The organism is Rhodococcus sp. NPDC056960 (assembly GCF_042674125.1).
In the GTDB taxonomy this organism is placed as follows: Bacteria; Actinomycetota; Actinomycetes; order Mycobacteriales; family Mycobacteriaceae; genus Rhodococcus_F.
Genome location: NZ_JBHURF010000001.1, coordinates 234,985 through 253,396 on the forward strand (window position 1 = coordinate 234,985; position 18,412 = coordinate 253,396).

General features: G+C 68.8%; 16 protein-coding genes. 8 read left to right on the forward strand and 8 right to left on the reverse strand.

What is annotated here, in order from left to right; translation table 11 throughout:
* Positions 1 to 2 precede the first annotated feature (2 nt).
* Positions 3 to 719 (forward strand): hypothetical protein, encoded by a 717-nt coding sequence (locus ACFTWF_RS01210; RefSeq protein WP_378459474.1) that lies wholly within the window; start codon positions 3 to 5, stop codon positions 717 to 719.
* Here the strand turns inward: ACFTWF_RS01210 and ACFTWF_RS01215 are convergent.
* Entirely contained in the window at positions 705 to 1,385 is a 681-nt protein-coding gene (locus ACFTWF_RS01215; RefSeq protein ID WP_378459475.1) for a PhzF family phenazine biosynthesis protein, read from the reverse strand. The two genes, ACFTWF_RS01210 and ACFTWF_RS01215, sit on opposite strands and share 15 nt — an antisense overlap.
* 145 nt (positions 1,386 to 1,530) lie before the next feature.
* Between ACFTWF_RS01215 and ACFTWF_RS01220 the strand changes: the two genes are divergently transcribed.
* On the forward strand, positions 1,531 to 2,442 hold the full coding sequence (locus ACFTWF_RS01220; RefSeq protein WP_378459476.1) for a hydrogen peroxide-inducible genes activator: 912 nt from the start codon (positions 1,531 to 1,533) through the stop codon (positions 2,440 to 2,442).
* A gap of 10 nt (positions 2,443 to 2,452) precedes the next feature.
* On the opposite strand, the gene ACFTWF_RS01225 is transcribed toward ACFTWF_RS01220, so the two are convergent.
* Positions 2,453 to 3,202, reverse strand: coding sequence for a LysR family substrate-binding domain-containing protein (locus ACFTWF_RS01225; RefSeq protein ID WP_378459477.1), 750 nt, complete (start codon positions 3,200 to 3,202; stop codon positions 2,453 to 2,455).
* Between the two features lie 58 nt (positions 3,203 to 3,260).
* Between ACFTWF_RS01225 and ACFTWF_RS01230 the strand changes: the two genes are divergently transcribed.
* Complete coding sequence (locus tag ACFTWF_RS01230; protein WP_378459478.1) at positions 3,261 to 3,665, forward strand: DUF5997 family protein; 405 nt, start codon at positions 3,261 to 3,263, stop codon at positions 3,663 to 3,665.
* Between the two features lie 3 nt (positions 3,666 to 3,668).
* Here the strand turns inward: ACFTWF_RS01230 and ACFTWF_RS01235 are convergent, their stop codons facing one another.
* The 3 genes from ACFTWF_RS01235 to ACFTWF_RS01245 form a co-directional block, all read right to left on the reverse strand.
* Positions 3,669 to 6,173: a DEAD/DEAH box helicase gene (locus ACFTWF_RS01235; protein ID WP_378459479.1), complete on the reverse strand. Its 2,505-nt coding sequence runs from the start codon at positions 6,171 to 6,173 to the stop codon at positions 3,669 to 3,671.
* A 40-nt stretch (positions 6,174 to 6,213) separates the two neighbouring features.
* Positions 6,214 to 7,251, reverse strand: a complete 1,038-nt coding sequence (locus tag ACFTWF_RS01240; RefSeq protein ID WP_015890471.1) for an alpha/beta fold hydrolase — start codon at positions 7,249 to 7,251, stop codon at positions 6,214 to 6,216.
* A 146-nt stretch (positions 7,252 to 7,397) separates the two neighbouring features.
* Positions 7,398 to 8,366, reverse strand: coding sequence for a proteasome assembly chaperone family protein (locus ACFTWF_RS01245; RefSeq protein WP_378459480.1), 969 nt, complete (start codon positions 8,364 to 8,366; stop codon positions 7,398 to 7,400).
* A 285-nt stretch (positions 8,367 to 8,651) separates the two neighbouring features.
* Between ACFTWF_RS01245 and ACFTWF_RS01250 the strand changes: the two genes are divergently transcribed.
* From ACFTWF_RS01250 to ACFTWF_RS01260, 3 genes are all read left to right on the forward strand, one after another.
* Complete coding sequence (locus ACFTWF_RS01250; RefSeq protein WP_378459481.1) at positions 8,652 to 9,278, forward strand: MBL fold metallo-hydrolase; 627 nt, start codon at positions 8,652 to 8,654, stop codon at positions 9,276 to 9,278.
* Between the two features lie 143 nt (positions 9,279 to 9,421).
* On the forward strand, positions 9,422 to 10,090 hold the full coding sequence (locus tag ACFTWF_RS01255) for a sensor domain-containing protein (protein ID WP_378459482.1): 669 nt from the start codon (positions 9,422 to 9,424) through the stop codon (positions 10,088 to 10,090).
* A 160-nt stretch (positions 10,091 to 10,250) separates the two neighbouring features.
* On the forward strand, positions 10,251 to 11,399 hold the full coding sequence (locus tag ACFTWF_RS01260; RefSeq protein ID WP_378459483.1) for a DUF4192 domain-containing protein: 1,149 nt from the start codon (positions 10,251 to 10,253) through the stop codon (positions 11,397 to 11,399).
* A gap of 7 nt (positions 11,400 to 11,406) precedes the next feature.
* On the opposite strand, the gene galE is transcribed toward ACFTWF_RS01260, so the two are convergent.
* Both galE and ACFTWF_RS01270 read right to left on the reverse strand, forming a co-directional pair.
* Positions 11,407 to 12,399, reverse strand: a complete 993-nt coding sequence (gene galE / locus ACFTWF_RS01265; protein ID WP_378459484.1) for a UDP-glucose 4-epimerase GalE — start codon at positions 12,397 to 12,399, stop codon at positions 11,407 to 11,409.
* A 3-nt stretch (positions 12,400 to 12,402) separates the two neighbouring features.
* Positions 12,403 to 13,095, reverse strand: a complete 693-nt coding sequence (locus ACFTWF_RS01270) for a metal-dependent transcriptional regulator (RefSeq protein WP_073360025.1) — start codon at positions 13,093 to 13,095, stop codon at positions 12,403 to 12,405.
* A gap of 133 nt (positions 13,096 to 13,228) precedes the next feature.
* Here ACFTWF_RS01270 and ACFTWF_RS01275 point away from each other — a divergent pair, with 133 nt between their 5' ends.
* Positions 13,229 to 14,500, forward strand: a complete 1,272-nt coding sequence (locus tag ACFTWF_RS01275) for an acetoin utilization protein AcuC (protein WP_378459485.1) — start codon at positions 13,229 to 13,231, stop codon at positions 14,498 to 14,500.
* Positions 14,493 to 17,222: a GNAT family N-acetyltransferase gene (locus ACFTWF_RS01280; protein WP_378459486.1), complete on the forward strand. Its 2,730-nt coding sequence runs from the start codon at positions 14,493 to 14,495 to the stop codon at positions 17,220 to 17,222. Before ACFTWF_RS01275 ends, ACFTWF_RS01280 begins: the two co-directional genes overlap by 8 nt.
* Before the next feature lie 88 nt (positions 17,223 to 17,310).
* Here ACFTWF_RS01280 and ACFTWF_RS01285 read toward each other — a convergent pair whose 3' ends face one another.
* Entirely contained in the window at positions 17,311 to 18,282 is a 972-nt protein-coding gene (locus ACFTWF_RS01285) for a sigma-70 family RNA polymerase sigma factor (RefSeq protein ID WP_185729338.1), read from the reverse strand.
* Positions 18,283 to 18,412: the final 130 nt, after the last annotated feature.

Here is an 18,412-nt window from a genome sequence, read left to right on the forward strand (position 1 = left end):
CCATGCACGCGCCACGGCACACGGACGCACGACGACACGGCTCCACCATCGACCTCGACACCGCGGTCGAGGTCACCCGCACCGGTGACATCTGGATCTTCCGCGGAGAGTCCCCGGCGGACAGGGCGATTCAGACCCTGACGAACAGCCCGGTCAACCACGTCGGCATGTCGGTGGTCCTGGAGGACCTCCCGCCGCTGATGTGGCACGCCGAACTCGGGCATTCGTTGCAGGACATGTGGACCGGCCGCTTCCAGCGGGGTGTGCAACTCCACGACCTGCATTCCGCCGTCCAGGTGTGGGGAGCGCGGTACGGGCAGCGGGGCTGGCTGCGTCAGCTCGCCGAACCTGCGACCGCGCAGCAGGAGGACGCGTTGCTGCGGACCATCGCGCGGCTCGACGGAACGCCGTTCCCGTCGACGGCGAGACTCGCCTCGCGATGGTTCGGCGGGCGCCTGCCGGGGAAGGGGCGTCGGCAGGTGCGGTCGGGGAGCCTCGAAAGTGCCTACTGCGCCGAGGTGGTCGCGCAGACGTACGAGGAGATGGGTCTGCTCATCGGCCGGCGGCGCACCAATTGGTACGACCCCGGAAGATTCTGGAGCGGCGACAAGCTTCCCCTCGCACCCGGTGTGACGCTGGGCCGGGAGATCGAGGTGACGCTGAGCGCCGCCGACCTCGCCGCGGGACGACGCGGCGGGCCCGCGTCAGACGGTGCGTGACTTCTCGGGGTGAACCCGTCCGCCGACCTCGACCCAGCCGGCGGAATCGTAGGTGGTGCGCAGTTCGGAGCCCTTGCCCTGGGTGATCAGGAGGGCGTGCCGCAGGTGCGCGGTGATGCGGACGGCAGCGGCCCCGGTGGCCTCGTCCTCGGTGATACCCATGTCCGGGGCGAACATTCGCGACCGGATCGAATGCTCGACCTTGTCCGTCCAGGCCCACAGGTAGTGGTGTCCGGCGCCGAATCTCTTCGGGTCCGCCGTCTGGACCTGGCGCACACTGTCCATGGGGTACAGCGAGAACTCGGGCGCCCACTCGGGACGGGCCCGCACCCATGTGATCGCGCCGGAACTCCGGGTGGCGACGGGGCCCGCGGGGACGTCGAGCGTGTTCACCGAGGCGCCGCGCTCGTGCAGCCACCAGGACAGCCCGACGGTGGGATGTCCGGCGAAGGGGAGTTCGGTCGTGGGGGTGAAGATCCGGGCGGACGCGTGCTCGTCGCCGGGCCCGGGGATGTCGACGAAGATCGTCTCGCTGTACCCGAGTGCGGCGGCGACGGACTGCCGGTCCTCGGGCGGGACGGTCGACGCGTCGACGATGCCGAGCGGATTGCCGTGGCGTCCTTTGTCGTCGGTGAACACCCGGACGACGTCTACGTGGATGGGCATTGATGCACCCTATCGCTCCGGCGCGTCGGTGAACCACGTGTGCCGGACGCGCACGTCGGCGAGGGTCGGCGCGGTCCGGGGTGATTCCCTCCGGACGAAACCCGTCGAAAGGGTCGGGTGATGGATGACGTTTAGACTGATAGGCATGGCCGATCAGAGTTATCAACCCACCCTGTCACAGCTGCGTGCGTTCGTGGCTGTCGCGGAGTACCGCCACTTCGGCACGGCGGCAGCACGATTGAGTGTGAGTCAACCCACCCTGTCGCAGTCGCTGGCCGCCCTGGAGAACGGGCTCGGCGTGCAGCTGATCGAGCGCAGCACTCGCCGCGTCCTCGTCACCGCGGCGGGGGAGCGGCTCCTCGGTCAGGCCAAGGTGATCCTCGAGGCCGCCGACGGTTTCGTCGCGACGGCCGCGGGCGTCGGCGACCGGTTGGCCGGACCGCTGCGGATCGGGTTGATCCCCACCGTGGCCCCGTACGTCCTGCCGGCCCTGCTGCCGGCGCTACGCGAGGAGATGCCCGCCCTCGAGCCGCAGGTCATCGAGGATCAGACGGCGCGACTTCTGGAGGCATTGCGGGTGGGCGCGCTCGACGTCGCGGTGCTGGCGTTGCCGAGCGGTGTCAGCGGTCTCGTCGACATTCCCTTGTACACAGAGGATTTCGTGATGGTCGTGCCGGAGGGGCACGCGCTCGCGGGTCGCACCGACATCTCGCCGCGGATGCTGGACGAGCTTCCGCTCCTGCTGCTCGACGAGGGGCACTGCCTGCGCGACCAGACCCTCGATCTGTGCCGCTCGGTCGACGTGCACCCGGTGGCGGGCGACACCCGCGCCACGTCGCTGTCCACGGTGGTGCAATGCGTCGCCGGTGGACTCGGGGTGACCCTGGTGCCGGAATCCGCCGTCCAGGTGGAGACTGGCCGGGGGCAGCTCGCGACCGCCCGCTTCGCGGCGCCGGCTCCCGGCCGCACGATCGGCCTCGTGTTCCGCTCGTCCAGCGCCCGTGCAGACAACTACGGGCAACTCGCCGGCCTGCTCACGAAGATGGCACCGGCCTGACGGGCCGGGGTCAGGACCGCCGCCGGGGCTTGCCCCGCTTGCCGCCCTTGGTTCCGGAACCTGACCGCGACGTCTTGGCCCCCGCGGCGGGCTTCTGTCGCGGGGCCGCCGCCGCTGGACGCTTCTTCTTCGGCTGGGCCGGAGTCGGAGTGCGCCCCCGGGAGCTGTTGACGGTCCGGCCGCGGACGATGCCGATGAACTCCTCCACCAAGTCGGTGGTCTCGTCCTCGGCCCACGACAACGCGATCCGCGATTCCGGGCCGTCCGTCACGGTCCGATAGATCAAATCCTTGCGGTGATGGAGCCGGGCCAGCGACTGCGGCACGACGAGCAGCCCGATCCCCGCCGCAACCAGTTCGATGGCGTCGCCCGTCGTGGCCGGCCGGTCCTGGGCGGGCCGTCCCGGCACCGCGCCCCACTCGAGGGTGTCGTCGAGCGGGTGGAGCACGATCTCGTCGTCCAGATCCGCGACCGACACCTCGTCCACCGCGGCCACGACGTGGTCCTTCGGTGCCACCACCACCGGGATCTCGGTGTACAGGGGGATGGCGCTGAGCCCGGTCCGGTCGATCGGCAACCGCACCAGGCCGGCGTCCGCTCCGCCGCCACGCAGCTGATCAGGCGCCTCGGCGGCGGACACCGCCACGAGGGCGAGCGGCACGTCGGGCAGCCGTTCGTTCCAGATCCGCACCCACTTGGTGGGGGTCACCCCCGGGACGTACGCGAGCCGGAAGGAAGGGGATGCGTCCGCGTCTGTCACCCCGCCAGGCTACCGGCCTCGGTCAACGGCACCGCGGACGCTCGTTACTCTTGACACCATGACGTCGCACAAGAGCCCCCAGACTATGAAGCCCGCCACCGCGGCGAAGAAGCTGGGTGTGTACCTCGAGGCCACCCCCGCGGAGTTCCAGGAGGGTGTCGTGTCCCGCGACGAACTGAGCGCCCTGCAGAGCGACCCGCCCGAGTGGCTGCTCGCGCTGCGCAGCAACGGCCCGCACCCGCGGCCGGTGGTCGCGGCGAAACTGGGCGTATCGATCGCGGGCCTCGCCCGAGGCGGGGTCACCGAGGCGCTCACGACCGAGCAGATCGACGCACTGATGGCGGATCGCCCCGACTGGCTGCAACAGGAGCGTGCCACCCAGGCGGAGGTCCGCAAGGAGGCCGTCCGGATCAAGGAGAAGAACGCGGCGCGGCGCGATCAGCCCCGCCGGCCGCGTTCCTGACCGCTATCCCTCGACGATGCTGAGTTCGTCGAAGATGACTTCACCGGCCGCGTCGGATTCGGGAAGGTCGACGACCGCCGTCAGCGCCCACCCGTGATCGCCCTGCGGGTCCTCGAGGACCTGCCGGACCCGCCACAGCTCGGGCGCGGTCTCCACCTGGAACAGCTGGGGGCCGCGCGCCGACGGGCCGGTACCGAGCGAGTCGTACTCGTCGAAGTACGGCTGGAGCTGGTCCTCCCACTCGTCCGCATCGATGCCGTCGTCGAGCCCCTCGAGTTCGGCCCACCGCCGTCGGGACGCGAGTTCGATACGCCGGAACATGGCGTTGCGCACCATCACCCGGAATGCTCTCGTGTTCGCCGAAATCGGGCGCGGCACATCGGCTCCGAACGCGACCTGCTGCTCGTCCCCCTCGGCGCCGGGGTCGGTGAGTTGCTCCCACTCGTCGAGCAGACTCGAATCCACCTGGCGGATCAGCTCGCCGAGCCACTCGATGAGGTCGTCGAGCTCCTCCGTCCGGGCCTCGGTCGGAACGGTCTGGCGCAGTGCGCGATACGCATCCGCGAGATAACGCAGCACGAGTCCTTCGGAACGGGCCAGGCCGTAATGGCTGACCATTTCGGCGAACGTCATGGCACGCTCGACCATGTCCCGCACGACCGACTTGGGTGACAGTGCGAACTCCGAAATCCACGGATGACCACCGCGGTACATCTCGAACGCGGGAAACAGCAATTCGGCGAGGGGCTTGGGCCAGGTGACCTCCTCGAGAAGCTCCATCCGCTCCTCGTACTCGATCCCGTCGGCCTTCATCTGCGCGACCGCCTCCCCGCGGGCGAAGTGCTGCTGCGCCATGAGGACCTGCCGCGGGTCGTCGAGGGTCGACTCGATCACCGAGACCACGTCCAGCGCGTACGAATCGGATTCGGCGTCGAGGAGTTCGAGGGCGGCGAGGGCGAACGGGGACAGCGGCTGATTCAGCGCGAAGTCGCGCTGGAGTTCCATCGTGAGCCGGGCCATGCGGCCGTCGGCGTCGGGCTCGTCGAGCCGTTGCACCACGCCGGCGTCGATCAGCCCGCGGTACAGCGACAGCGCCTTGAGGATGTGCTTGCGCTGCGCCGGCCGGGACTCGTGGTTGTCCTCGAGCAGGTGCCGCATCGACTCGAAGCAGTTACCCGGTCGGGCGATCACGTTGAGCAGCATGGAGTTCGAGACGGAGAACCGCGACGTGAGCGGTTCGGGGGACGCGGCGACGAGCCGGTCGTACGTGGCCTCGCTCCACGAGACGAAGCCGTCTGGTGCCTTCTTCCGCTGCACCTTCCGGCGCTTCTTGGGGTCGTCGCCGGCCTTCGCCAGCGCGCGCAGATTCTCGACCTCGTGTTCGGGGGCCTGCACCACGACGGTGCCGAGGGTGTCGTAGCCGGCGCGTCCGGCCCGGCCCGCGATCTGATGGAACTCCCGGGCGCGGAGGTGCCGCGTGCGGGTGCCGTCGAACTTGGTCAGCCCGGTGAGGAGGACGGTGCGGATGGGGACGTTGATCCCCACACCGAGAGTGTCGGTGCCGCAGATGACCTTCAGCAGACCGTCCTGCGCCAGTTTCTCGATGAGACGGCGATACTTCGGCAGCATCCCCGCGTGATGGACGCCGATGCCGTGCCGGACGAGGCGTGAGAGGGTCTTGCCGAATCCGGTGGTGAAGCGGAATCCGCCAAGCGCTTCGGCGATCGCGTCCTTCTCCTCGCGCGAACAGAAGTTGACGCTGGTCAGGGCCTGGGCGCGTTCCAGGGCGGCGGCCTGGGTGAAGTGGACGACGTAGACCGGGGCCTGGTTGGTGGTGACCAGTTCCTCGATGGTCTCGCTCACGGGGGTCGTGGCATACGAGAACAGGAGGGGCACGGGCCGCTCGGTGCCGGCCACGACGGTAGTGGGGCGTCCGGTCCGCCGGGTGAGGTCGGACGAGAAGAAGTCGACCTCGCCGAGCGTGGCCGACATGAGCAGGAACTGGGCGCGGGGGAGTTCGACGAGGGGGACCTGCCACGCCCACCCGCGGTCGGGCTCGGAGTAGAAGTGGAACTCGTCCATCACCACCTGGCCGATGTCGGAGTCCGGGCCCTCCCGCAGTGCGAGGTTCGCGACGATCTCGGCGGTTGCGCAGATGATGGGTGCCCGCGAGTTGACCGCGGCGTCGCCGGTCATCATGCCGACGTTCTCCGCGCCGAACACCTCGCACAGGGCGAAGAACTTCTCGCTGACGAGGGCCTTGATCGGGGCCGTGTAGAACGTGCGCTTGCCGGTGGCCATCGCGTAGAAGTGCGCGCCGACCGCCACCATGGACTTGCCGGATCCGGTGGGTGTCGCGAGGATCACGTTGGCCCCGGACACCAACTCCATGACCGACTCTTCCTGGGCGGGATAGAGCGTCAGACCTCGATCTTCGGTCCACGAGGTAAAAGCGTCGAAAACGGAATCGGAATCCGCGTTCCCGGGGATCAGGTCGGAGAGAAGCACTGCTACAGGCTAGCCGGACGCCGGTACGCCGCCGCCGGGCCTAGGTCGCGCTGCGTTCGTCCGATCCCATCGCGTCCAGGACCGCCATGCGGGTGGACGCACTGCCGGTGATGGTGCTCTCGCCGACGCCGGTGACGAGCATCTGCCGCCACTTCGCTTCGTCGAATTGCAAGGGATGCGTTCCCGACAGGAACTTCTCGATGGTGCGCAGGAACCGCATCGGGTCGTCGCGGAACGGGAAATGGCCTGCGCCGCGGAAGATCTCGAGGTGTGAGCCGGGCATGGCCGCGTGCGCCAGGTGGGCGTGGCTCACCGGGATGACGGCGTCCTGATCGCCCCAGATGAGCTGCACCGGCAGGTTCTCGGTCAGATAACATCGGTCGAGCATGGTGACGACCTGGCCACGCCAGTCGACGACGGCCCGCAGGGTGCGCAGGTAGGCCTCGTACGCGGTGGGGTCGTACAACTCGGCCAGTACCCGTACCAGGTCGGGTGTGTCGTGCAGCATCGCACCGGGACGCAGCCGCGTTCCGTTCAGCTGGCTCAGCACATTGCCGACCAGCCGGACGGTGGGCATCGCACCCGGAATGCGCAGCAATTTCAGCGCCTCGTTGACCACCGGGACCGACGCGAGGCGCAGAAGCGGGTGCACGTCCTTCGTGACCCCGCCCGCCGACACCAGGACGAGCCGGTCGACCATCTGCGGGAACTGGTAGGAGAACTGCATGGCGACCCCGCCGCCGAGCGAGTGACCGACGACGGTGACCTTGTCGATGCCCAGGGTGGACAGGAGGTCGCGCATGCCGTTGGCGTACGCCGCGACGGAGTAATCGGCCCGCGGTTTGTCGGAACGCCCGTGACCGAGCAGGTCGGGTGCGATGACGGTGTAGTTCTTGGCGAGGTGCGGGATGATCTCGGTCCACGTGGACGAGTTGTCGCCGATGCCGTGGATCAGCAGCAGTGCGGGGCCCTCGCCCGCCATGCGGAACGCACGGCGGTAACCGTGGATGGTGCGGAACATCATGCGGGTTTCGGCGTTCGGAACAGGCCTGAGCTTACGAATGCGATTGTCGCTCATGTCGCCTCCTGAACTAGGTGCAATGCCCGAATGTTGACAGCTCAATCATCCGCTTCACCTCGACGCTATTGCACCGGGTGTCGGGTGAACAACCGGACCGTGCGGCCGCACAGTGTCCGCGTGGCGGCCGCACAACCACTTGCCGGTCATGCCCCGCCCGGTGATCCCCCCTCCTCGTCGGAGTCGCCGCCGTTGCCGTCCTGCATCGCCTGTTCGGCGAGGAAACGCTCGAACTCCGCGCCGAGTTCGTCACCGCTCGGAAGATCTTCTTCGCTGGCCAGAAGTGTGGACTGCTGCTCTTGAGCCGTCACGTACGCATCGTACTGGCGCTCCAGGGCATGGACGACGGTTTGTACCTCCTCGTTACCCGCGATGTGCTCGTCGACCTGTTCGCGGACGCGTGCGGCCGCCTCGCCCAGCGCGGTCAGCGGCAGGTCGAGGGCGGTGACGTCACTCACGTTCTCGAGGAGGGTTTCGGCGGCCCCGGGGTAGTCCGTCTGAGCCAGGTAATGCGGGACGTGAACGGAGAATCCCACCGACTCGTGTCCGTGCTGCGCCATCCGCAACTCGATCAGCGAGGAGGCGCTGCCCGGCACCTGCAGCTCGCCCGACCAGCGCTGATGATCCTTGATCAGGTCCTTGTTGGTGGAATGAGCCGTCACTCCGAGCGGACGGGTGTGCGGGATGGCCATCGGGATGGCGTTGATCCCCACGGTCCGGCGCACCCCGAGCTGCTCGGCCAGCAGCCGCACCGCCGTGGTGAACCGCTCCCAGCGCAGATCGGGTTCCATGCCTGCCAGCAGGAGGAACGGGGTTCCCGCCGTGTCCTTCAGGGCGTACAGGTTCAGCTCGGGCTGGTCGTAGTCCGAGAAATGATCGGCCTTGAACGTCATCGTGGGCCGACGTGAGCGGTAGTCGACTAGCTCGTCGACCGCGAAAGAGGCGACCAGTTCGCTCTCCAGGCTCTCGCGGAGATGCGTGGTGGCGAGTTTGACGGCGTGGCCGGCGTCGGAGAAACCCTCGAGTCCGTGGATCAGCACAGGTCCCTGCCCGTCCGCGGAGGACAATTGCGGCGCCGGGAACTCCAGCTCGTACATCTTCGACTGTTCGTCCATTACAGACCTCTTCTCCTTCGTGCCTGGCCTCCAGTGTCCCCTATCGTCTCCGGCATCGATACGTCGGACTTTGCTCTCGGACGGCCTGCTCTGGGGGAACACGCCCCGCTCGACCGATAATTCCCGCCCCGGGCCGTTCGGTGTTCGCCCACAGCGAGATCCCGCACGTGAATTGTGGCACTGTGAGAACGGCACGGTCCGAGCGGGACGACGTTTCTGGAGGTGCACGATGTCGAGTCGGGGAGACGCATTTGCCGGCCGGGTGCGGCGATCGGCGGTCGCGTCGTGAGCGTGCGCATCGACCGAGTGGTCACGTCCGGAACCTTCAGCCTCGACGGCGGCACGTGGGACGTCGAGAACAACGTGTGGATCGTCGGCGACGACTCAGAAGTGGTGGTCGTCGACGCCGCCCATTCCGCCGAACCCATCGTCGCGGCGGTCGGCGGCCGGAAGGTGCGGGCCATCGTCTGCACACACGGGCACAACGACCACGTCACGGTGGCACCCGAATTGTCGGCAGCGCTCGATGCTCCCCTCTACCTCCACCCGGCCGACGACGTGCTGTGGCGGCAGACGCACACCGCCGTCGCGTACACACCGATCGAGGACGAGCAGCAGATCCCGGTGGCCGGGACCGACATCCGGGTACTGCACACTCCCGGTCACTCGCCGGGTTCGTGCTGCCTGTACCTCCCCGAGGCGGGGGAGTTGTTCAGCGGCGACACCCTGTTCTCCGGAGGCCCCGGCGCCACCGGGCGGTCCTACTCGGACTTTCCGACGATCATCGGGTCCATCCGCGACCGTCTGTTCGCGCTGCCGGCGTCGACGACGGTGCGCACCGGACACGGCGACGGCACCAGCATCGGAGCCGAGGCCCCGCATCTGGAGGAGTGGATCGCCCGCGGCAGTTGACCCGCAGCCTCCCCGCTGCCGGTGCACCGGCGTGGCAGAGTGGCGGAAAAGGGGCACCCCGGGCGGGGCTGCCACGGATCCGACACGGGAGGTCGACGGTGAGGTCTCGGCGCACAGCGGTACGAAGGGCCATCGTTGTCCCCGTGGTCGCGCTGTCCGCGGCCGCAGCGCTCCTGTCCGGGTGCTCCTCGACGGTCTCCGGGGTCGCACAGCCGAGTACGGCCATCGCCGTCGGTTCGCCGTCCGGAAAGGGGTTGTCGAAGCTCCTGGTCGACCCCTCCGACTTCCCGGCCCGGTACGAGGCGATCGTGCTCCCCGCCCAGGCGGTGGCGATGGCCGCGCCCGACCTGACAGGCGTATCGCAGGGTGCCGTCGTCGATCCCGCGGACTGCGCGCCGCCGGCGCAGGACTTCGGACCGACCGGCACGGTCATGGCCGTGGGCACGGACAATGCGAGCCGTTCGACGATCTCGATCGAACTCACCAAGACCGACACACCCCTGGACGAACTGGCCGCGCAGACGGAGCGATGCGGCGACGTCACGGTGACCGACAACGGCGCCGAGTCCACCGTCACCACCGAGATCACGCCTGCGCCTCCCGTCCGCGCCGACGACACGCTGGCGCTCCGGCGGACCGTCAGGTCGGGTAACGACAACGAGAAGGTCACCCAGTCGATGATCACGTTGATCGCCCAGGTCGGCGACGTGCGGGTGTCGGCGACGTTCATGTCGTTCGGCGACGCGAAAGCCGACACCGTCGCGCTCGACGAGGTGTTCACCGCGGCGGTGCAGAAGGTGCAGAACAGTTGAGCAGGCCCTAGCACACGGCTCCGACGACTCTCCCGGCGATCGGCGCGTCCGCCCGGCGTGGCGGGCCGGTTGTCCACAACCGAGCGCTCATCCACAGGCCTGTGCATTTGCCCAGGTCGCGTTCCGTGGCCGGGGGCATGGACCGATCAGAGTCTGGTGCATGACGACTCCGGCATTTCCGCACAGTTCCGACTACTCCGGCGACCCCGGCGGGGGACCGCCCCCGCGGCAGCACACGGTCACGCTGTCCGCTCCGGGCGACCTCCTCGCCTCGGTTCCCGCGCTGCTCGGATTCCGGCCGGCCCGGTCGATCGTGGCGGTGTGCCTGACCGGGAAGCGCACCAGTTCGGTCGGCGCGGTCATGAGACACGACCTGGTCCTCGGAGGTGCCGGAGAGCCGACCCCGACGATGTGCGCGGCGCTCGGCCAGTTCGCCACCGTCTGTGAGCGCGACCGCGCCGGCGGGGTGATCCTGGTTCTCGTCGACGACCGTTTCACCGGCCCGTCCGCGCTCTGTCTCGACGAATTGTCCGCGATCGTCGAAGAATTCGAGGAGCTCCTCGACTTCACGTCGACCGACCTTCTCGATGTCTTCCTTGCGGCGGAGATCGCTTCGGGCGGTCCGTGGTTCAGCCTCTTCGGCGGCAACTACGGCGTCCAGTCCGATCCGGCGGCGTCCCGCGTCGCGCTCGCGCGGGTCCTCGAGGGCAGGCCTATCCGCGCCTCGCGCGAGGAGATGGAGGCCATGATCGAGGTGGGGCCGGTGCTCGAACGGATGCAGATCGCCGCTCTCATCGAACGTGGCCGCCCGTCCTCGCTGCTGCGAAGGGAACTGGCAGAGCGATCGTCCATGCCGGATCGCTGCCATCGGCTCGAGCTCGAACTTGTGCTGACACACGTGGCGCGGGTGTCGTCCGGTGAGAGGCTCCTCGCGCCGGAGTACGCGGAACTCGCGCTCGCGCTGGACAATGTCACCGTCCGGGACAGTGTGCTCGCGCTCGCCGTCGGCCCGTTCGCCGAGGATGCCGAGCAATTGTGGATTCTCCTGGCCCGCAACCTACCCGACCCGGAACGCGCGAACCCGGCGGCGCTGCTCGGCTACAGCGCCTACCTGCGGGGGGACGGGCCGTTCGCCGGCATCGCGTTGGACGCCGCACTGGACGCGGAGCCGGGGCACGTACTGGCCACCCTGCTGGACGGTGCACTGCACAGCGGAATGCGGCCGGCGGAGGTGCGGGGACTGGCCGACGTCGGTTACGAACGCGCGAGCGCGGTCGGTGTCGTGCTGCCCCCGCCCCTCGCCGGCTGAGCCGGCGTCAGCGACGTGCCGCGTGCGACCGGTCGCCCAGATTCTGCAGATAGGTCCAGGCGTCGGCGACGATCTCGTCGAGGTCGGTGTGCTCCGGACGCCACCCGAGCTCCGCGATGGCACGGTCGCTCGATGCCACCAGCACGGCAGGATCGCCTGCCCGGCGTGGCGCGTCCTCGACCGCGATGGGCAGCCCGGTGACCCGGGCACATGCCGAGATGACCTCGCGCACACTGAAACCCGCACCGCTACCGAGATTGTAGATCCGGTGCCTGCCCTCGATCGACGACTCCAGTGCCAGCACGTGCGCCTCGGCGAGGTCGAGTACGTGAATGTAGTCGCGGATCGCGGTTCCGTCCGGCGTGGGCCAGTCGGTGCCGAAGATGGAGATCTTCTCCCGCTGGCCGAGCGCGACCTGGAGCACGAGAGGAATCAAATGAGTTTCGACGACCCGGTTCTCACCGGCCGACTTGTACGCGCCCGCGACGTTGAAGTACCGCAGGCTGGTCGCCGCGAGCGAATGCGCCACCGAGTACGACGTGATGGCATGGTCGATCGCGAGTTTCGTCGCCCCGTACGGGTTGGTGGGCCGAGTGGGGTCGGCCTCCGTGATCGGCGAGTGCTCGGGCTCGCCGTAGGTGGCGGCCGTCGACGAGAACACCAGCTTCTGCGTCCCCGAATTCCGCATGGCCTCCAGAAGTTCCAGCGTGGTGACGACGTTGCCGCGCCAGTACTTCTCGGGATACTCGACGGACTCGCCGACCAGCGACTGCGCCGCGAAGTGCAGGACGCCGTCGAAGCGGGGAGTGCCGCCCGTGCCGAGTACGTCCGACACCACCTCCGCGACGTCGCCCTCGACGAACTCGGCCCCGAGCGGCACCGCGTCGGCGTTACCGGTGGACAGGTCGTCGACGACGACGACCTCGTGTCCTCGTTCGAGCAGGACTGTGCTGCAGACGCTGCCGACGTAGCCGGCGCCGCCCGTGACCAGAAGTTTCATCGACTATCCCTGAACCTGCTTCACCTGGACGGCGTGTGCCATCTCCTCGGACAGATCGAAACCGCTGTGGCCGGGCACCGTGATCGTGACCGAACCGGGCTTGGTCTCGACGGTGACACGCGCGTCGGGCACCACGCCCGCCTCCCGCAGCTGGCCGATGACGTCCGGATCCGACTGCACGTGCTCGGCGAGGCGCCGGACCACGACCGCGGTCGGTTTGCCGGGCGGTACGTCGGTGAGACGGATCAGCGTCTCGGGGGCGTCGACCGGGCGGTCGAGCCCGAGCTGCGCGAGCCCCGGAATCGGGTTGCCGTACGGCGACGTCGTCGGATTGTTCAGCACCTCCACCAGGCGCCGTTCCACCTCTTCGCTCATGACGTGCTCCCAGCGGCACGCCTCCGCGTGAACCTCTTCCCATTTGAGGCCGATGACATCGACCAGCAGCCGCTCGGCGAGGCGGTGCTTCCGCATCACCGACACCGCCAGTTCGCGGCCCTTCTCCGTCAGTTCCAGGTGGCGGTCACCGGCGACCAGGAGGAGACCGTCGCGCTCCATCCGGGCAACGGTCTGGCTGACCGTCGGACCGCTCTGCTCGAGTCGTTCGGCAATACGTGCTCGAAGGGGGACGACGCCCTCTTCTTCCAAGTCGTAGATCGTCCGGAGATACATCTCCGTGGTGTCGACCAGATCCTTCACACTCACACCCCTTCGTCTCGAATGATTCTACCGGTGATTGCCCCTCACCGGCGCCGTCCGCCTCGCAGCGCGTCGACCGTAGTCGTAGCGGGGTCTGCTCGCACCCTCCGCGGGGTACCAGTAGCGTGAGTCCATGACCGCGTCGTTCAGTTCCGGAGAGGATTCGGCTGCACTGGTATCGAACCGTGCGGTCGTGTGGAGTCCGGACTATCTCAGTTATCGGTGGAGTGCGGACCACCCGATGAACCCCACCCGGCTCGAGCTGACCATGTCGCTCGCCCGCAGCCTCGGAATTCTGGAGGGGGTCGAACTGTTGCGGCCCGACCCAGCGTCGGACGCGGATCTGTTGCGGATCCACACCCCCGCGTACGTCGACGCCGTCAAACAGGCCGGGCACTCGGCGACCTCGGGTGTGCTCGGCGCGGACGCCCCGCACGGGCTCGGCACCGAGGACAATCCCGTTTTCCCCCAGATGCACGAAGCGAGCGCGATCCTCGCAGGGGGGTCCCTCGCCGCGGCGCAGGAGATCGCTGCGGGACGCACGCGGCGGGCGGTGAGCATCGGCGGCGGCATGCACCACGCGATGCCCGACTGGGCGTCCGGCTTCTGCGTCTACAACGACGTCGCCATCGCCGTGTCCTGGCTGCTGGACAACGGTTTCGACCGGATCGCCTACATCGACGTTGACGCACACCACGGGGACGGGGTGCAGCACGCGTTCGCGGGCGACCCCCGGGTGCTGACGATCTCGCTCCACCAGCATCCGGCGACGCTCTGGCCCAACACCGGGTGGTCGAGCGAAGTCGGTGAGGGGGCCGCGGAGGGCACCGCCGTCAACCTCCCGGTGCTGCCCGGCACCGTCGATGCGTTGTGGCTGCGCGGTTTCCATGCCGTCGTCCCCGGCGCCCTCGCGGCGTTCCGGCCCCAGATCGTGATCAGCCAGTGCGGCGTCGACAGCCACCGCGAGGATCCGCTGGCCGACCTCGCGCTGACGGTCGACGGCCAGCGGGCCGCGTTTCTCGCGATGCGCGATCTGGCCGACCGCTACGCCGAAGGTCGCTGGCTGGCCGTCGGCGGGGGTGGGTACGGACTCGTCCGTGTCGTCCCCCGTGCGTGGACGCACCTCATCGCGGCGGCACTCGACCGCGAGATCGACACGGCGCGTGCCGTACCCGCCGACTGGCAGGAGCGGGCCCATGTGCTCGCGCCCAGCGTGGACCTGCCGGACACGATGGGCGACGGCGGCGAGATCGACTACCTGCCGTGGGACGGACCCGGCGGCACACCGGAGTCCGGGATCCCGTCGGTCGACCGGGCTCTGACCCGCATCGACTCGGCCGTCATCGCCACCCGCCGCGCCTGCTTCCCGCTACTCGGACTCGACCCGGAGGATCCCCGTGACTGAGCCGACGGACGGTACCGCCACGACGGACGGCTGCGCACAACCGGTTCCGGCCGAGTCTAAGGCGAATCCGCCCGACGCCGCGCACAACTACCCGCGGCAGTGGGTCGCCGACGTGCTGGCGGCGGACGGCGGGGCGGTCGCGCTGCGGCCCATCGTTCCCGAGGACGCGGACAAACTCGTCGCGTTCCATTCGAAGCTCTCCGAACGCACCCGTTATCTGCGGTATTTCGGGCCCTACCCGACCATGTCGCAGCGGGACATCGTCCACTTCACCACGGTCGACCACCACGACCGGGTGGCGTTCGTGGTGGTCCTCGGCGACGAGATCATCGCCGTCGGGCGCTACGAACGGCTCACCGGCGAAGGGGACGGCAAGTCTGCGGAGGTGGCGTTCGTCGTCGCCGACGCGCATCAGGGCCGCGGGCTGGGGCCGATCCTGCTCGAGCATCTGGCGGCGGCGGCCGCGGAGAACGGCCTGACGATGTTCGTCGCCGAGGTGCTCGCGGAGAACCGGAACATGGTGACGGTCTTCCGCGAGGCGGGGTATCAGGTGAGCCGCAGTTTCGAGGGCGGAGTCCTGCGGCTCGAGTTCGCGATCGACCCCACCGAAGCGATGGTGTCCGTGCGCAATTCCCGCGAGCGCGCGGCGGAGGCACGCAGTATGCGCAACGTGCTCAGTCCGCGATCGGTCGCGGTGATCGGTGCGTCCACCGACCGGGCGAAGGTCGGCAACGCCGTTCTGACGAACCTGCTGCGGGCCGGATTCACCGGCCCGGTGTACCCGGTCAACGCCGAGCATCGTTCGGTTCACGGTGTGCGCGCGTACCAGACGGTCCGCGACATCCCCGACGAGGTGGATCTCGCCGTCGTCGCCGTTCCCGCCGAATCGATCAACGCCGTTCTCGAGGACTGCCTCGACAAGGGAGTCAAGGCGCTCGTCGTCGTGTCTTCGGGTTTCAGTGAAACCGGTTCGGACGGAAGGCAGTCCGAACGGCGGCTCGTCCATGCCGCGCGTGCGCACGGGATGCGGCTGATCGGTCCCAACGCGCTCGGCGTGGCCAACAACGACCGCGAGGTGTCGCTGAACGCGACCCTCGCACCCGTGCTCCCGAGTCCGGGCAACGTCGGCTTCTTCTGCCAGTCCGGTGCACTCGGCATCGCCATCCTCGACGAGGCCGCGCGGAGCAGAATCGGCTTGTCCGCCTTCGTCTCCGCGGGTAACCGCGCCGACGTCTCCGGTAACGACCTCCTGCAGTACTGGGATTCGGATCCGGCCACCGAGGTGGTGCTGCTGTATCTGGAGAGTTTCGGTAATCCGCGCAAGTTCTCGCGCATCGCGCGCCGGGTGGCGAGGAACAAGCCGATCGTCGCGGTCAAGAGCGGCAGGCACGCCGTCCCGCCCGCGCTGGCGGCCAGCGGCGGCGAGATGGACGACTCGATCGTCCGCGCCCTGTTCGAGCAGGCCGGCGTCGTGCAGGTCGGGTCGATCTCCCAGCTGTTCGACTGCGCGCTGTTGTTCGGATACCAGCCGCTGCCTGCGGGCCCGCGGCTCGCGGTGGTCGGCAACTCCACTGCGCTCGGTGTCCTCGCCGCGGACGCCGCACGCAGTGAAGGCCTTCAGGTCGGCGACCCCGTCGACCTCGGCCCGCAGGCCGGTCCCGAGGAGTTCGCGACGGCGGTGCGCACCGCGCTGGCGTCGTTCGACGTCGATTCGGTGATCGCCGTCTTCGTCCCACCCGTCGCCGTTCCCGCCGAACCGTATGCCCAGGCGCTGCGAGAGGCGGTCCGGGAAGCGGACAAACCGGTGCTGACCACGTTCCTCGCGGCAGAGGGCGTGCCCGACGTGCTGGCCGTCCGGGGTGAGGACGGACACCCCACCCGGGGTTCGGTTCCCTCGTATCCCGGCCCGGAGCGCGCCGCCCTGGCGTTGGCACGGGCGTGGCGGTACGCCGCGTGGAAGCGTAAGCCGTCCTCGAAGGTGGTGCGCCCCAACGGGATCGATCCGGAGCGGGCGAAGGAGATGGTCGACGGCTGGCTCTCGACGTCGTCCGGACGCTGGCTCTCGGACTTCGAGGCGTCGCAGCTCCTCGCGTGCTACGGGGTGAACGTGGTGGACTTCCGATCCGCCACCACCGAGGACGAGGCTGTGCAGGCCGCGGAGGAACTGGGATACCCGGTCGCGGTGAAGGCGACGGGGGAGCAGTGGCGGCACCGGCCCGACCTCGGCGGGGTCCGACTCGACCTGGTCGGACCCGATTCGGTTCGCTGGGCCTATCGCGACCTCGCCGCCGCGTCCGGCGAACCGCTGCTCCACGTGCAGCGGATGGCCACCAAGGGAATCGGCTGCGTGGTGGGCGTGCAGGACGACCCGTCGTTCGGTTCGCTCATCTCGTTCGGGCTGGCCGGCGTGATCTCGGATCTCCTCGGTGACCGCGCCTACCGGGTGCTGCCCCTCACCGAGGATGCCGCGGCGGAACTGATCGACGCACCGAAGGCCGCGCCGCTGCTGTCCGGATATCGCAGCGCGGTGCCCGTGAACAAATCGGCCCTCGTCGACCTGGTACAGCGGATCTCCGCCCTCGCCGACGACCTTCCGGAAGTCCGGGAACTGGCGTGCGAACCCGTACTCGCCTCGGCGGAGGGGGCACAGGTCACCGATTCCCGCGTGCGGATCGGCCCGGAACCGAGTGTCGCCGACCTCGGTCCCCGCCGCCTGCGCTGACCCGGTCACGACCTCCGGGAGGCAGCACGACGCCGGTGCCGGTCGAGTACGACCGGCACCGGCGTCGATTCCAGTGGGTTGACCGGGGTCAGCTGGCGTAGGAGCGCAGCCGCTCGGCGCGGTCGCCCTGCCGCAGCTTGCCCATCACTTCCCGCTCGATCTGACGGACACGCTCGCGGGAGAGCCCGAAGAGCTTGCCGATCTGGTCGAGGGTGCGCGGCTGACCGTCGTCGAGCCCGTAACGCAGGCGGATGACCTGCTGTTCACGCTCGTCGAGGGTGGCCAGCACGCTGCGCACGTCGCTGTGCAGGAGGCCCGCGATGACGGCATTCTCCGCTGACGTGGCCTCCGAGTCCTCGATGAAGTCGCCCAGAGGTGCCTCCTCGTCGTTGCCGACCGGCATGTCGAGGCTGACCGGGTCGCGGCTGTGGTCGAGGAGATCGGCGATCTTGTGTGCCGGGATTCCGGACTCTTCGGCGAGTTCGTCGTCGGTGGCCTCGCGCCCGAGTTGCTGATGCAGCTCACGCTTGATGCGGGCCAGCTTGTTGACCTGCTCCACGAGGTGCACGGGCAGCCGGATCGTCCGGCTCTGATCGGCCATGCCACGGGTGATCGCCTGACGAATCCACCAGGTGGCATACGTCGAGAACTTGAACCCCTTCGCGTAGTCGAACTTCTCCATCGCGCGGATCAGGCCCAGGTTGCCCTCCTGGATGAGGTCCAGGAGCGGCATCCCCCGGCCGGTGTACCGCTTCGCGAGCGACACGACGAGCCGCAGGTTGGCCTCGAGGAGGTGGGCGCGGGCCGACTGGCCTTCACGGACGATCGTCGCGAGGTCGCGCTTCTTGGCGGGGGAGAGCCGCTTCCCGGTGTCCAGGATGTGCGCCGCGTACAGCCCAGCTTCGATTCGCTTGGACAGTTCCACCTCGTCTGCGGCCGTCAGCAGCGCGGTGCGGCCGATTCCGTTCAGGTAGACGCGGACCAGGTCGGCAGCGGGGCTCTGGGCGTCCAGATCGGCGGCGCTGGGGCGAATGCGAGTAGTGGTGCTGGGGCTTGTCATGACTTGCCTCCTCATCGGTGGTGTCTCATATGGATCAACGCACCGAAGGCCCGGGAAAGTTCCCGGCCGGTAATTTACGAAGAGGCTGTGACCTGCGGGTTCCCCGATTCGGTCCTGAGAAGTTGCTGAG

Coding starts and splice junctions, on each gene's coding strand:
- ACFTWF_RS01285 (WP_185729338.1), bottom strand. CDS start 18,282: ATGACAAGCCCCAGCACCACTACTCGCATTCGCCCCAGCGCCGCCGAT.
- ACFTWF_RS01240 (WP_015890471.1), bottom strand. CDS start 7,251: ATGAGCGACAATCGCATTCGTAAGCTCAGGCCTGTTCCGAACGCCGAA.
- ACFTWF_RS01215 (WP_378459475.1), bottom strand. CDS start 1,385: ATGCCCATCCACGTAGACGTCGTCCGGGTGTTCACCGACGACAAAGGA.
- ACFTWF_RS01245 (WP_378459480.1), bottom strand. CDS start 8,366: ATGGACGAACAGTCGAAGATGTACGAGCTGGAGTTCCCGGCGCCGCAA.
- ACFTWF_RS01275 (WP_378459485.1), top strand. CDS start 13,229: ATGACCGCGTCGTTCAGTTCCGGAGAGGATTCGGCTGCACTGGTATCG.
- ACFTWF_RS01220 (WP_378459476.1), top strand. CDS start 1,531: ATGGCCGATCAGAGTTATCAACCCACCCTGTCACAGCTGCGTGCGTTC.
- ACFTWF_RS01210 (WP_378459474.1), top strand. CDS start 3: ATGCACGCGCCACGGCACACGGACGCACGACGACACGGCTCCACCATC.
- ACFTWF_RS01230 (WP_378459478.1), top strand. CDS start 3,261: ATGACGTCGCACAAGAGCCCCCAGACTATGAAGCCCGCCACCGCGGCG.
- ACFTWF_RS01260 (WP_378459483.1), top strand. CDS start 10,251: ATGACGACTCCGGCATTTCCGCACAGTTCCGACTACTCCGGCGACCCC.
- galE (WP_378459484.1), bottom strand. CDS start 12,399: ATGAAACTTCTGGTCACGGGCGGCGCCGGCTACGTCGGCAGCGTCTGC.